The sequence below is a fragment of the Klebsiella sp. BIGb0138 genome, from assembly GCF_004342285.1.
In the GTDB taxonomy this organism is placed as follows: domain Bacteria; phylum Pseudomonadota; class Gammaproteobacteria; order Enterobacterales; family Enterobacteriaceae; genus Klebsiella.
This window is the reverse complement of record NZ_SMCV01000004.1, coordinates 132,602-147,011: the sequence shown is the minus strand read 5'-3', so window position 1 is coordinate 147,011 and position 14,410 is coordinate 132,602. Positions and strand designations below refer to the sequence as shown.

The following is a 14,410-nucleotide window of genomic DNA, read 5'->3' as shown; positions in this document are numbered from 1 at the left end:
CAGTGGGTTACACTTCTTCCATGCGGCCCAGCAGCGCCTGCAGACGATCCTGCCAGCCCTGCTGTTGTTCTCTCAGCTGGCCGTTTTCACGCTCCAGCTCTTCACGGCTGTGCTGCGCGCCCTGAACTTCCTGCGCCAGCGCGTTGTTTTTTTCTTTCAGCTCTTCGATTTCCATCTGCAACAGAGTGATGGTATCAATCGCCTGCTGTACTTTTGATTCTAATTTCTCAAACACTTCTAATGACATCGTCATACCTCTCCTGAACTTGCAAGGCGTTGATAGAGTACTATCCCGTACACGTCATCCTTCAAGCTGCTTCTGCGTTAGCGGGCCCCCTCGCTCACTTTCAGTTTGCGAGGATTCATTCGCTTGCCGTCGTGCCGCATCCCGAATGATTTTGTGTACCTACGCGGTGACGCCTTAACGAAAATAAGCGCACTACTGTGGTGATGCTGTCGATTGTATGAATCCCCGCCGCCCCTGTCCAGCGACAACCCGCGCAGATTGCGGTTTGCAACACTTTTCAGTCTATACCTGGCCCATCCGGCTCGTTTCCCCGGAACTTCTCCCGCAATTGTTAATCAATGGGTTAACAAAATTCGCCTGCCGGGGGGCGTAAATGTGTCACAACACGCGTTTATGGCGCGAAAACGCTCATTTTCTTGACGCAGCACACACATTTATATTTCGATATTTCTCGTTTTTGTTCGTTAACGATAAATTAACACTATGCCTACAAGGCAGCGTGGTCGTCTTCGACCTTCATAGATACAATAATCACCACTTCGCTTCAGGATTCGATATGAGCCAAACATCAACATTAAAAGGCCAGTGCATCGCAGAGTTCCTCGGTACCGGGTTGTTGATCTTTTTCGGCGTTGGGTGCGTCGCTGCGCTCAAAGTTGCGGGAGCCAGCTTCGGTCAGTGGGAAATCAGCATCATCTGGGGTCTGGGGGTAGCGATGGCTATCTACCTGACCGCGGGCGTATCCGGCGCTCACCTTAACCCCGCGGTCACCATCGCACTGTGGCTGTTTGCCTGCTTCGACGGGCGCAAAGTTGTTCCTTTTATCATTTCTCAATTCGCCGGCGCTTTTTGCGCAGCGGCCTTAGTTTACGGGCTTTACTACAATCTTTTCTTCGATTTCGAACACAGCCACAATATGGTGCGCGGTAGCGTCGAAAGTCTTGAACTGGCCGGCATCTTCTCCACTTACCCGAATCCGCATATCAATTTTGTGCAGGCTTTCGCGGTAGAAATGGTGATAACCGCTATCCTGATGGGCGTGATTCTGGCGCTGACCGACGACGGCAACGGTATCCCGCGCGGCCCGCTGGCGCCGCTGCTGATTGGCCTGCTAATCGCCGTTATCGGCGCGTCCATGGGGCCGTTGACCGGTTTTGCGATGAACCCGGCGCGCGATCTTGGCCCAAAAACTTTCGCCTGGCTGGCAGGCTGGGGTGAGGTCGCCTTCACCGGTGGCAAAGATATCCCTTATTTCCTGGTGCCGCTGTGCGCACCGGTGGTTGGCGCCGCGCTGGGCGCGTTCTGCTATCGCAAACTGATTGGCCGCCATCTGCCCTGCGACACCTGCGTCGAGGAAGAATCAGAAACCCCCTCCTCGACGACGCAACACAACGCTTCGCTGTAATCTGACTACGGGACTCATACTATGACCGACAAAAAATATATCGTTGCGCTCGACCAGGGCACCACCAGCTCCCGGGCCGTTGTGATGGATCACGATGCCAATATCGTCAGCGTCTCTCAGCGTGAATTTGAACAAATTTATCCTAAGCCCGGCTGGGTTGAGCACGATCCGATGGAGATTTGGGCCTCTCAAAGCTCTACGCTGGTAGAAGTGCTGGCGAAAGCCGATATCAGCTCTGACGAGATCGCCGCTATCGGCATCACCAACCAGCGTGAAACCGCCATTGTCTGGGAGCGTGAAACCGGCAAACCGATTTACAACGCCATCGTCTGGCAGTGCCGTCGTACCGCTGAAATCTGCGAGCAGCTCAAACGTGACGGAATGGAAGAGTACATTCGCAAGGCCACCGGCCTGGTGGTTGACCCGTACTTCTCCGGCACCAAAGTAAAATGGATCCTCGACCACGTGGAAGGTTCACGCGAGCGTGCAAAACGCGGCGAGCTGCTGTTCGGGACCGTGGATACCTGGCTGGTGTGGAAAATGACCCAGGGTCGCGTACACGTGACCGACTACACCAACGCCTCGCGTACCATGCTGTTCAACATCCACGAACTGGACTGGGATGACAAGATGCTGGACGCGCTGGATATTCCGCGCGCCATGCTGCCGGAAGTGCGTAAATCCTCCGAGGTATACGGCCAGACCAACATCGGTGGTAAAGGCGGTACGCGTATTCCTATCGCCGGTATCGCCGGCGACCAGCAGGCGGCGCTGTTTGGCCAGCTGTGCGTCAAAGAAGGGATGGCCAAAAACACCTACGGTACCGGGTGCTTTATGCTGATGAATACCGGCGAAAAAGCGGTCGCCTCCACCCATGGCCTGCTGACCACTATCGCCTGCGGCCCGCACGGTGAAGTGAACTATGCGCTGGAAGGCGCGGTATTCATGGCGGGGGCGTCTATTCAATGGCTGCGCGATGAAATGAAGCTGATCAACGACGCGTTCGATTCCGAATATTTCGCGACCAAAGTGAAGGACACCAACGGCGTGTATGTGGTTCCGGCGTTTACCGGCCTCGGCGCGCCGTACTGGGACCCGTATGCTCGCGGCGCCATCTTTGGCCTGACCCGCGGGGTGAATGCCAACCACATTATCCGCGCAACGCTGGAATCCATCGCCTATCAGACCCGCGACGTGCTGGAAGCCATGCAGGCTGACTCAGGCATTCGCCTGCACGCCCTGCGCGTTGACGGCGGCGCGGTCGCCAATAACTTCCTGATGCAGTTCCAGTCCGATATTCTCGGCACCCGCGTGGAGCGTCCTGAAGTGCGCGAAGTGACGGCATTGGGCGCCGCTTACCTGGCGGGCCTGGCGGTCGGTTTCTGGCAGAACCTCGATGAGCTGCAGGAGAAAGCGGTCATTGAGCGTGAGTTCCGTCCGGGGATCGAAACGACCGAGCGTAACTACCGTTACAACGGCTGGAAAAAGGCGGTGAAACGCGCCCTCGCGTGGGAAGAACACGAAGAGTAGCGCGCTCTGAACGGCCCTGGCTGCGTGTGCCTGCCGGGGCCCGCGATTTCTCCTGATAGCCCGGGGAAGGCGTGAGCCTCCCCGGGCTCTTTTTTCACGGTAACGGGAGAGAGGGAACACCGCCCCATCATCCACGTTAATTGGCCGGATAAATATTTCTCAGCAAACGCTGGCAAACGTTTGCTTTTGCACTACAGTCCGATAAAATTCCCGCTTTGCCACCTTGGGATCGTTTGTGATGTCCGTTAACACCGCCGAGTCAGAAGCTGCGCAACCGGTTGCGCATAAAACAACCAGCGAATTAATCTACCGCCTCGAAGACCGCCCGCCGCTGCCGCAAACCCTGTTCGCCGCCTTCCAGCATCTGCTGGCGATGTTTGTCGCGGTCATCACCCCGGCGTTATTAATCTGTCAGGCGCTGGGCCTCCCGGCCCAGGATACGCAGCACATCATCAGCATGTCGCTGTTCGCTTCCGGCGTGGCATCCATTATTCAGATTAAAGCCTGGGGACCGGTCGGTTCCGGCTTGCTCTCGATCCAGGGCACCAGCTTTAACTTCGTCGCCCCGCTGATTATGGGCGGTACCGCGCTCAAAACCGGCGGCGCCGACGTGCCGACGATGATGGCCGCGCTGTTCGGCACCCTGATGCTGGCCAGCTGTACGGAAATGGTCATCTCGCGCGTTCTGCACCTGGCGCGGCGGGTGATTACCCCGCTGGTCTCCGGCGTGGTGGTGATGATTATCGGCCTGTCGCTGATTCAGGTCGGGCTGACCTCCATCGGCGGCGGCTATGCGGCGATGGCCGACCATACCTTCGGCGCGCCGAAAAATCTGCTGCTGGCGGGTATCGTCCTGGCGCTGATCATTATCCTCAACCGCCAGCGCAACCCCTACCTGCGCATCGCGTCGCTGGTTATCGCCATGGCGGCGGGTTATCTGGCGGCATGGCTGCTTGATATGCTGCCGGCAAATAGCGCGCCTGCCAACGATAGTCTGATTACGGTACCGACCCCGCTCTACTACGGCCTGGGCATCGACTGGAGCCTGCTGCTGCCGCTGATGCTGGTGTTTATGATCACCTCCCTGGAAACCATTGGCGATATCACCGCCACCTCTGACGTTTCCGAGCAGCCGGTTTCCGGCCCGCTGTACATGAAGCGCCTGAAAGGCGGCGTGCTGGCCAACGGCCTGAACTCCTTTGTCTCCGCCGTCTTCAACACCTTCCCGAACTCCTGTTTCGGCCAGAATAACGGCGTGATTCAGCTGACCGGCGTCGCCAGCCGCTACGTCGGTTTTGTGGTGGCGCTGATGCTGATCGTCCTCGGGCTGTTCCCGGCGGTGAGCGGCTTTGTCCAGCACATTCCGGAGCCGGTACTCGGCGGCGCGACGCTGGTCATGTTCGGCACCATCGCCGCTTCCGGGGTGCGTATCGTCTCCCGCGAACCGCTCAACCGCCGCGCGATTCTGATTATCGCCCTGTCGCTGGCGGTGGGTCTCGGCGTTTCCCAGCAGCCGCTGATTCTGCAGTTCGCCCCTGACTGGCTGAAGAACCTGCTCTCCTCTGGCATCGCCGCCGGGGGGATCACCGCGATTGTGCTGAATTTAGTGTTCCCGCCAGAGAAGAATTAAACCCGTAGCCCCGGTGGCGCATGGCCTGCCGGGATAACGGCAGAATATCCCGGATGCGGCCTTCACACCGCCCTCCGGGTATGGCTGAATAAAACGTATCTCCCATCACTCTGTCATTCAAATAAACAACTCCTGTCTTGAGGATTGCGCATAAATCGTGCATAACAGCCCTATGTGCACTTCTCAGGATGGAAGATCATGAAATTTATTGGAAAGCTGATTCTGTGGCTAGCGATCGCCCTGCTGGTGGTGGTGATTGCCCTCTATTTCCTGCTCCAGACCCACTGGGGGTCACGTCAGGCCAGCGCCTGGTTGAGCGACGGCACCGGCTGGCAGGTTTCCTTCGATGCGATGGAGCACAACTTCTCTTCCCCTCTTCACCTGCAGCTGCAAAATGTCACCTTCGGTCGCGACGGCAAACCGCCGACGCTGGTGGCGAAAGCGGTGGATATCGGCTTCAGCACCCGCCAGTTCAGCGACCCGCTGCATGCCAACGAGATTGTGCTCAGCGACGGGACATTAAATCTTTCCCCCTCTTCCTCCTCTTTACCCTTTGCTGCCGACCGCCTGCAGTTGCGCAATATGGCGTTTAACAGCCCGGAAAGCGGCTGGGAGCTGAGCGCGCAGCGGGTGACCGGCGGCGTCAGCCCGTGGGCGCCGGAAGCGGGCGATGTGCTGGGTAAAAAAACGCAGATTCAGATGAGCGCGGGTTCGCTTACCCTCAACGGCGTTGACGCCAGCAACGTGCTGATTCAGGGAAGTATCGATAATGGCGAAGTGACGCTATCCACCCTCGGCGCCGATATCGCCCGCGGCACCCTGACCGGCAACGCCAAACGCAGCGCCGACGGCAGCTGGCGGGTGGATAACCTGCAGCTCAATGAAATTCGCCTGCAGAGCGACAAATCGCTGACGGCGTTTTTCACCCCGCTCACCACCGTCCCTGCGCTGCAAATTGGCCGTCTCGATATCACCGATGCCCGCCTGCAGGGGCCGGACTGGGCGGTTACCGACCTCGACCTTAACCTGCGTAACCTGACCCTGAGCCAGGGCGGCTGGCAGAGCGAGGACGGCACCCTATCGATGAACGCCAGTGAGTTCATTAACGGCTCGCTGCATCTGTTTGACCCGATCGCCAATGCCGAATTCTCGCCGCAGGGTATCGCGCTGCGTCAGTTCACCTCGCGCTGGGAAGGCGGAATGGTACGCACCTCCGGCAACTGGCTGCGCGCCGGTAACGCCCTGGTGCTGGATGACACCGCCTTTGCCGGGCTGGAATACACCCTCCCCGCAAACTGGAAGCAGCTGTGGATGGAGCCGCTGCCGACGTGGTTACAAAGCCTGACGCTGAAAAAATTTGGCGCCAGCCGCAACCTGGTGATCGACATCGATCCCACCTTCCCGTGGCAGATCACCGCCCTTGACGGTTACGGCGGGGAACTACAGCTGGTGAAAGATCGCCGCTGGGGCATATGGAACGGCAGCGCGACGCTGAATGCCGCCGCCGCGACCTTTAACCGCATCGACGTCCGCCGCCCGTCGCTGAAGCTCAGCGCGAACGCCGCAACGGTGAATATCAGCGAACTCAGCGCCTTTACCGAACGCGGTATTCTGCAGGCCAGCGCGGTGGTATCGCAGCTTCCTCAGCGCCAGGTCACCCTGAGCCTCAACGGCCGCGGCGTTCCGCTGAATATCCTGCAGGGGTGGGGCTGGCCCGCGCTACCGGTTGCCGGCGATGGCAATTTTCAGCTGACCGCCAGCGGCAGTCTGCTGGCTGACGCCCCGCTGAAGCCTACGGTGAACGGCCAACTCAGCGCGGTGAATATGGAGAAGCAACAGGTTGCGCAGGTCATGCGCAACGGCCAGGTGAGCAGCGCGCCGACGCAGCCGGTACCTGCGCCGATCGTACCTTGAGTCCCCGGCTCCTCTCCCGGTATACGCCAGGAGAGGAGCCGGGCGATATTGCGACTTTAATGCAGGCTCTCTTCTTTCAGGTCAATCGCCCTGAGCGCCTGCTGGAACGTGGTATCGCTGATGTTCCTGGCACGGCGAAGTCTGAATAACTCATTGCGCTGCGCGACGATCGCCTCCCGCTGCATCTCTCTCTCCAGACGCGCTCGCTGAGTCAACTCTTTCCCGACATCGCTGCCGTCATCGCTGTCGTTATAGTGAAGCCGGCGCTGATATGTCTCCAGAAGCACGTTGCCCGCATCTGCGCGAATGGCTTCCTCCTGCGGGTCGTCTACCGGCTGGCTCAGCAATTCATTCAGGCGGTTAATCGCCGCTTCGGTAAGCGCCGCGCCGATGTTGCTACTCCCTGAATCATGCGGTAAATCGTCGGCGAGAAACCGGGTCATATACGGGAGCCCGATAGCCGCCACGATGAGAGAGAGTAAAATCACCGCCATCGACAGGAAGATCAACAATTCCCGTCCCGGGAAAGGTGAGCCATCCGCCAGCACGACGGGCAGGGTCAGAATACCCGCCAGCGTCACCGATCCTTTCACTCCGGCCAGGGCCATCACCGCCATGACGCTGAAGCGGGGGCGTATGAGGGTCACCTTTCCACTGCGTTTCTGACGGAATACCGTCAGCGTCATGGAAAGCCATACCCAACAGAAGCGCATGCCGCCGAGGGCCAGGGTGATAACGACGGCATACAACAGCAAATACCACGGTGAGGTGACCCCTGCCTGACGGGCCACGTCCGGCAGGGTCTGAAGCATGCGGGGAAGCTGCTCGCCCAGCATCAGGAATATCATCCCGTTGAGGGTGGTCTGCAGCATATTCCAGACCGCGCTGCTCTTCATCCGCGTCGCCGGGAGACGGGGACCGGACAGCTGCTCATAGTGCATGGCAATCCCTGCGGCGACAGCGGCCAGGATCCCCGACACATGGACGCTTTCGGCCAGCAGATAGGCCGCAAACGGGATCAGCAGACTAATCAGTATCTGTATTGCCGGTTCTTCACGGGTCCGCCTGACGAGAAAATTATTGCACTTGCCGGTCACCCAGACGACGACCAGACCGCTGAGGATCCCCCCGATGGCCATCAGGAAAAACTTCAGCACCGCATCGCCCGGGGAGAAGCTTCCGGTCATAACGGCGGCTACGGCAAAATTGAAGGCCACCAGGCCGGACGCATCGTTTAACAACGATTCCCCTTCCAGGACATGCCCCATCCTGGACGGTAGCGGGGAACTGGCCGTCATCGCCGAGACCGCAACCGGATCCGTCGGCGAGAGGATTGCCGCGAGCGCAAAACCGGCCGCGACCGTCACCGCCGGGATCAGCCAGTGGATAAACCAGCCGATGCCAAGAATCGTCACCAGCACCAGCCCGACGGCCAGGGACAGGATCGGCTTCATATCGCTGAAAAAGGCGTCTTTTGGGATTCGCCAGCCGTCCAGAAACAGCAGGGGCGGAATAAACAGTAGCAAAAAAATATGGGGGTCAAAATCGACCTGGAAACCGCCGGCGGCTAAAGCCGCACCGGCAGCAATCTGAATCAGTGGCAACGGGATCTTTACCGGCAAAAGATGGAATAAAAACACGGTAACCACAATCGCCATCATAAATACCAGCACAATGGTAATCAGTGACATTCACTCCCTCCTTTGCCAGTAGCAGGTCTCTTACGCATACGTCCCCTCTCCTTTTCCTTAATCTGACGTGTAGGGGATAAATTAACATGACTGCCAACCATTTCTTAACAACAGCGGGACATAATCCCGCTGGCGGAAGATCGCCGGAAGCGAACGGCGGCGAATATCGGAGTACGGCCTGCGGACAGAGGGCCGCGACGCTGAGGAGAGAAAATTAAAAAAAGGATATACAACATGACATTACCACTAAATTTTCCGATAACGGCATTCGCGGCTGCGCAGAGGTAACGTCGCTAACGGCGCCGGACAGCTACCGCTCAGCAGTGATAAATCACGGTCTCTGGTTATCACATTACGTCTCTTATTTAATAGGTACGATAACCCAAAAGAATAACGAAAAGTGTAACCCACGGATTTTGCGAGGTTTTGTGTAAGAGTGTTCTGTAAAGTCCAGTTTTAACAGTAAAAAAGTGCATTCAGGTATGTGGTAAATGCCTGAGAGTAGCTATAATGCGCCCCGCCTCCATGTAGCAATCGAGGCGCGGAAGATCGTCATCTCCGGTGAGGTGGCTGGACTTCAAATCCAGTTGGGGCCGCCAGCGGTCCCGGGCAGGTTCAACTCCTGTGATCTTCCGCCAATCTCTGCAAATTTGTCACTGTCTCCAGCAATAAAACAGCCTGGTAAATCCTTCCGATAGCATCGGGAGTATGCGTTCCACAGGCAGATTGTTATGCCGCGCCAATCCCCCGCTCATACCGCCGCCGCAAAACCCCCGCCCCGCTTGTCATCAAAAGTAATACCCAATATTGACGTTGCTACGGAAATACCATTTCCCGCTGCCCGCGGATTCGGTGCTGGTCCAGCCGGTCGCGTTAAGCGCGCCGCCCCAGGGATTGACGTTCTTCGCCCAGCTGAGGTCGATCCACAGCATCACCGGCAGGGCAAATACCTGCACGCCGACGGTGTTCATCTGCGAATTTTGCCAGCCGCTTTTGTCTTTCCACAGCACGCTGTAGTCGTTGTAGAAGCGCAGCTTTGACACCGCCCCCCACTTCACATCGACGTCGCGGGCGAGGTTAAGTGACGCGGTGGTGGCTTTCGCCGGAATAAGATAGGCCGGGGTCAGGCCATTGCCGCCCATCAGGATGGTATCGTCGCTGACGCCCGGCGGGTTCTTCGGATCGTATTGATAGCGAATCACCTGCGATGTGAGCTGCCACGGTCCGTGATGCAGCATTCCGTGCAGACCCGCCGCCCAGAAGCTCCCGTCATCGTCCGTTTCGCGGTTATGCAGACGCGCCAGCGCCAGCGAGCCGCCCAGTTCGTTATTCCAGCCGCCGCCGTGAAAATCCCGGGCAAGGCGCACGTTGAGCTGGTCGCGCTTCTCGTTGCGCTGCTGGTGCTGACTCGGGTAAAGGGTGTTTTTCAGACGGCTGTAATCGCCCACGTCCGGCGCATAGCGCAGGTTTTCCGGCGCCATCCACGGGAAATACGCCACATCCAGCGCCCAGTTATTATCGTGATATTGATAATTCACCCCGCTACCGGCATTCACGCCAAAACCTAAATAAAAGGGAATGCCGTAAGACCAGCCAAATTGCGGATAGGGCTCAAGGCCAAAAGGTTTACCCGGGATACCGAGCGTAATATTATTATTGTTATTTAAACGATAGCCCACATATGCCCGATCGATGGCGTATTTATGGTGATCCTGAAACCAGAATCCGGCGTCAAAAAAATAGTCATTGTAAAAACCGCTGCTGTCGAGACGAAAAGTATCAAAACGCAGATGCGGCGGGTGGCGGTAATTACTGCCGTTCCAGTCTTCATAGCGGTAATTTGCCCGCAGCGCGCCGCCGAAATCGACTCCGGCGAGGCTATCCGCACTGCGCCAGCCGATGTGCGGGAACGGTTTGCCATCCTCCGCCTGTGCGAAGCCACCGGTACACGCGCCCAGCAGCAGGGTGATGATAATTTTACGCATAGCACATGCCTCACTTTATCTTTTAATAAGCAACAGAAGGCCGCCGCCGCTCAATATCGGCGTTTTTTTATAGGTTTGTCTCAGCAGTGAAACAATTAATTAAATAGTCCGGAGATAATATTTTTGTCTCAAATATGAAACTCAGTTTATTATTTGATATCGGGAAAGTCGCATGTGCCGGGATGGGAGTCAAGACGTAAACCTTGAGCTATAACGCAATATTATTATTCAGCACCTCCATAATTAATATTTGCGCAGTCTACGCAAAAATATTCTCAAATATGAAACTAAAAAAGTAAGTCGCTATACCTGCCTATCGTTAAGAGCGTCACAGAAATGTGCCGAAGCAGAGCCGGTTCAGTGCCGGCGTTGAATATTTTCTCCAGATGCGGCTCATGGCCTCCGGGCGGCGGCGATGCCCTTTCATTTTTTAGGATTATTCTGGACATTCTTTATCTCAAGCCCTCCACCAGCCATGCTGCCCTATTCCCCCCCCCCCTCAGCCCCCTCTGGTTATGGCATTTTCATCTGATCGCCGTTTTTTATCCGCCGCCGTGACGGCGCTGGCCCGGCAGATTCGATGTTAATCGCCGGTGACGACGGGGCCAGGGTTATGGCCCCAGACCTGCTCGCCAAACCGCCACGCTCCCCGACGTAGCCCATTTTCTCTTTTTCCCTATAACTCTTATCGCCCGCGCCCCGTTTTTCCCACTCCGCCCACGGTCTACCCTTAAAGGATACCCACAAGAAATCCCATTCGATAACCGGAGAGTGTATGAAAGCGATCGCCATTACCCACGCCGCCGCCGAAGGCAGCAACATCCCATTTTTAAGTGACATCGAACTGCCGGTTCCGGTCGCCGCAGGGCATGACCTGCTGGTTGAAGTGAAGGCCATTTCCGTCAACCCGGTGGATACCAAAGTGCGCGCCGGATTTAACGCCGATACCCCGCGCGTGCTGGGTTGGGATGCGGTCGGGGTAGTGAAATCCGTGGGTGAGGCGGTGACCTTGTTCGCCCCGGGTGATGAAGTCTGGTACGCCGGGGCGCTGGGGCGTCCGGGTAGCAATAGCGAGTTTCAGCTCGTCGACGAACGGATCGTCGCCCTGAAACCGCGCTCGCTGGATAACGCGTCTGCCGCCGCCCTGCCGCTGACGGCGATCACCGCATGGGAGTTGCTATTTGACCGTCTGGGCGTACAGGAAGGGGGTAACGCCGGGGATACGCTGCTGATTGTCGGCGCGGCGGGCGGCGTTGGTTCCATCCTCACCCAGCTGGCCCGCAGGCTGACCGGCATGACGGTAATCGGCACGGCCTCGCGCCCTGAAAGCCAGCAGTGGGTGGTTGACGCCGGGGCGCACCACGTGATCGATCACAGCAAACCGCTCGGCGACGAGCTGGCGCGGATTGGCGTGGAAGCGGTAACGCACGTCGCCAGCCTGACCCATACCGAACAGCATTACGCACAGCTGATTGCCGCCCTCGCCCCGCAGGGCAAACTGGCGCTGATTGACGATCCGGAAACCCTCGACGCCCGTCCGCTGAAGGCTAAAAGCATTTCGCTGCACTGGGAGTTTATGTTCACCCGTTCGATGTTTGAAACGCCGGATATGATTGCCCAGCATCAGCTGCTGACCCGCGTCGCTGGCCTGATTGACGATAAGACCATCAGGACCACGCTGGGCGAGCATTACGGCAAGATTACCGCCGGGAATCTGCAGAAAGCGCATACCCAGCTTGAAACCGGGCGTTCCGTCGGCAAAATCGTGCTGGAAGGGTTTTAAACTCGCCCATTGCGCCTGATTATCTGAGGCCTGTTGAAGCGCTGTCCTGCTTCCCCGTCATACGGGGAAGCCCCTTCTTTTTAACACTCTGAGCTAATCTCCGCACGCCCGGCGCTGACCAGGCTACGCTTACCGTTGCCGCCAAAAAGCAGGTCACCCCCTCCGTATTATTCAGCACGCTCATTCAGAAAGAGGTTTCACTATGCAGATCAATGCTATTGGTACGTACTCCGCCACCCAACCGTTAAAATCAATGGCTATCTCACGCCGCGATCCCGGGCCGAACGATGTCCAGATCGCCATCAATTACTGCGGCGTCTGCCATTCGGATCTTCACCAGGCGCGATCCGAATGGGCCGGCACGCTCTACCCTTGCGTACCGGGGCACGAAATCGTCGGTCAGGTGACCGCCATCGGCAATCAGGTCTCCGGGGTCAACGTCGGCGATCTGGTCGGGGTCGGCTGTATGGTCGACAGCTGTCAGCAGTGTGAAGAGTGCGAGGCAGGGCTGGAAAACTACTGCGACCATACCGTGCTGACCTATAACAGTCCGACGACAGACGCGCCCGGGCACACGCTCGGCGGTTATTCTCAGCAGATTGTGGTTCATCAACGCTTCGTGCTGCATATCCGCCATCCGAAGGAACAGCTCGCCGCCGTGGCGCCGCTGCTATGTGCGGGCATCACGACCTGGTCGCCGCTACGCCACTGGAACGTCGGCCCGGGTAAAAAAGTGGGCATCGTCGGCATCGGCGGATTGGGGCATATGGGGATCAAGTTGGCCCACGCCCTGGGAGCTCACGTGGTGGCTTTTACCACCTCGGAAGCAAAGCGCGAAGCGGCGAAAGAGCTGGGCGCGGATGAAGTCGTGGTGTCGCGCAACGAGGACGAAATGGCGGCGCATGTGAAAAGTTTCGACTTCATCCTCAACACCGTGGCGGCGCCACACAATCTCGACGCGTTCACCACCTTGCTCAAACGCGATGGCACCCTGACCTTAGTCGGCGCCCCGGCCACGCCGCACCCTTCACCGGAAGTGTTTAATCTGATTTTCCGCCGTCGGTCGATTGCCGGCTCGATGATTGGCGGGATCCCGGAAACCCAGGAGATGCTCGATTTCTGCGCCGAACACGGCATCGTCGCCGATATTGAGCTCATTCGCGGCGATCAGATCAACGAAGCCTGGGCGCGGATGGTTAAAGGCGATGTGAAATATCGCTTCGTGATTGATAGCGCCACGCTCGCCGGCTAAGCGCCGCGCCGGAAGGTACGCCGCCACTCCGCCGGACTGACGCCAAAGCGGGATTTAAACTGCTGACGCCAGGTCACGGCGGAACGAAAACCGACCCTCTCCGCCACCTGCTCGACGGGCATATCGCCCGCTTCAAGGAGCAGCTGGCTACGCCGCAGACGTTCGGCGGTAAGCCAGCCGGCGATACTCATGCCGGTGGCGCGAGCGAAATGGCGGGTCAACGTCCGGCGGCTCATCGCCATCACCTGCGCCAGCGCGTCAAGGTTGTGCGGCTCGTGGATGCGCTGCTGAAGATACTCCAGCAGGTAGTTAATCCGTGCATCGCGGGTATTTTTCGGCACCGGCTGGGCGATAAATTGCGCCTGGCCACCTTCACGATGCGGTGGCACGATCATCCGCCGGGCAATCTGGTTGGCGACAACGCTGCCAAACCGCTGGCGGATGATATACAGGCAGCAGTCGAGCGCCGCCGCGGTGCCCGCCGAGGTAATGATCCGCTGGTCATCGACATACAGTGCGTTGATATCCAGCTGCACCTGAGGAAACAGCCGCTGAAAATCCTGTTCGAACTCCCAGTGGGTCGCCGCCCGCTTGCCGTCCAGCAGCCCGGCATAGCCGAGAACAAAGGCGCCGAGACACAGGCCGACAATCTGCGCGCCGTTATCTCTTGCCCGGAGCAGGCCGTCGAGCAACGACTGCGGCGGGCGCTGATGTACCGCGCCCCAGTAGGGCACCACCACGATGTCGGCCTGCTCCAGCGTGGCGAAATCAGCGCTGGCGTTCAGGGCAAAGCCGTCGCCAGCGGTCAGCAATCCCGGCCGCTCGGCGCAGATATGCAGGTTAAAACGTTTGGTTGCCGAGACGCTATCGCCAAACAGCATACAGGGAACCGCGTAGTGAAAAGGGCTGAACCCGTCCACCGCGACCATGGCTACCTCGGTTAATGTCATCGCCCTCTCCGCTCCCCCGCTGC

General features: G+C 58.2%; 10 protein-coding genes and 1 tRNA gene. 7 read left to right on the top strand and 4 right to left on the bottom strand.

Features of this window, described 5'->3' with window-relative positions:
• Nucleotides 1-7: 7 nt before the first annotated feature.
• Complete coding sequence (gene zapB, locus EDF73_RS11440; RefSeq protein WP_165905699.1) at nucleotides 8-253, bottom strand: septal ring assembly protein ZapB; 246 nt, start codon at nucleotides 251-253, stop codon at nucleotides 8-10.
• A 550-nt stretch (nucleotides 254-803) separates the two neighbouring features.
• On the opposite strand from zapB, the gene EDF73_RS11435 reads away from it, so the two are divergent.
• The 4 genes from EDF73_RS11435 (at nucleotide 804) to EDF73_RS11420 (ending at nucleotide 6,726) form a co-directional block, all read left to right on the top strand.
• The gene (locus EDF73_RS11435; protein ID WP_132729264.1) at nucleotides 804-1,652 is read left to right on the top strand and encodes an MIP/aquaporin family protein; all 849 of its coding nucleotides are present in this window, start codon (nucleotides 804-806) and stop codon (nucleotides 1,650-1,652) included.
• 21 nt (nucleotides 1,653-1,673) lie between these two features.
• Complete coding sequence (gene glpK / locus EDF73_RS11430; RefSeq protein WP_132729262.1) at nucleotides 1,674-3,182, top strand: glycerol kinase GlpK; 1,509 nt, start codon at nucleotides 1,674-1,676, stop codon at nucleotides 3,180-3,182.
• Between the two features lie 238 nt (nucleotides 3,183-3,420).
• Nucleotides 3,421-4,812, top strand: coding sequence for a uracil-xanthine permease family protein (locus EDF73_RS11425; RefSeq protein WP_132729260.1), 1,392 nt, complete (start codon nucleotides 3,421-3,423; stop codon nucleotides 4,810-4,812).
• Nucleotides 4,813-5,010: 198 nt separating this feature from the next.
• A complete protein-coding gene (locus EDF73_RS11420; protein ID WP_132729258.1) occupies nucleotides 5,011-6,726 on the top strand; it encodes an AsmA family protein in 1,716 nt (571 codons plus the stop codon).
• A gap of 56 nt (nucleotides 6,727-6,782) precedes the next feature.
• Here EDF73_RS11420 and EDF73_RS11415 read toward each other — a convergent pair whose 3' ends face one another.
• On the bottom strand, nucleotides 6,783-8,417 hold the full coding sequence (locus tag EDF73_RS11415; protein ID WP_132729256.1) for a Na+/H+ antiporter: 1,635 nt from the start codon (nucleotides 8,415-8,417) through the stop codon (nucleotides 6,783-6,785).
• A gap of 543 nt (nucleotides 8,418-8,960) precedes the next feature.
• Between EDF73_RS11415 and EDF73_RS11410 the strand changes: the two genes are divergently transcribed.
• Nucleotides 8,961-9,055: transfer RNA gene (locus EDF73_RS11410), tRNA-Sec, on the top strand.
• A gap of 150 nt (nucleotides 9,056-9,205) precedes the next feature.
• Here the strand turns inward: EDF73_RS11410 and EDF73_RS11405 are convergent.
• A complete protein-coding gene (locus tag EDF73_RS11405) occupies nucleotides 9,206-10,402 on the bottom strand; it encodes a hypothetical protein (protein WP_132729254.1) in 1,197 nt (398 codons plus the stop codon).
• Nucleotides 10,403-11,177: 775 nt separating this feature from the next.
• Between EDF73_RS11405 and EDF73_RS11400 the strand changes: the two genes are divergently transcribed.
• Together EDF73_RS11400 and EDF73_RS11395 are read left to right on the top strand one after the other, a co-directional pair.
• Nucleotides 11,178-12,185: a zinc-binding alcohol dehydrogenase family protein gene (locus tag EDF73_RS11400; protein ID WP_132729252.1), complete on the top strand. Its 1,008-nt coding sequence runs from the start codon at nucleotides 11,178-11,180 to the stop codon at nucleotides 12,183-12,185.
• 202 nt (nucleotides 12,186-12,387) lie between these two features.
• Nucleotides 12,388-13,437: an NAD(P)-dependent alcohol dehydrogenase gene (locus tag EDF73_RS11395; RefSeq protein WP_132729250.1), complete on the top strand. Its 1,050-nt coding sequence runs from the start codon at nucleotides 12,388-12,390 to the stop codon at nucleotides 13,435-13,437.
• On the opposite strand, the gene EDF73_RS11390 is transcribed toward EDF73_RS11395, so the two are convergent.
• The gene (locus tag EDF73_RS11390) at nucleotides 13,434-14,387 is read right to left on the bottom strand and encodes a helix-turn-helix domain-containing protein (RefSeq protein ID WP_132729248.1); all 954 of its coding nucleotides are present in this window, start codon (nucleotides 14,385-14,387) and stop codon (nucleotides 13,434-13,436) included. The two genes, EDF73_RS11395 and EDF73_RS11390, sit on opposite strands and share 4 nt — an antisense overlap.
• Nucleotides 14,388-14,410 lie beyond the last annotated feature (23 nt).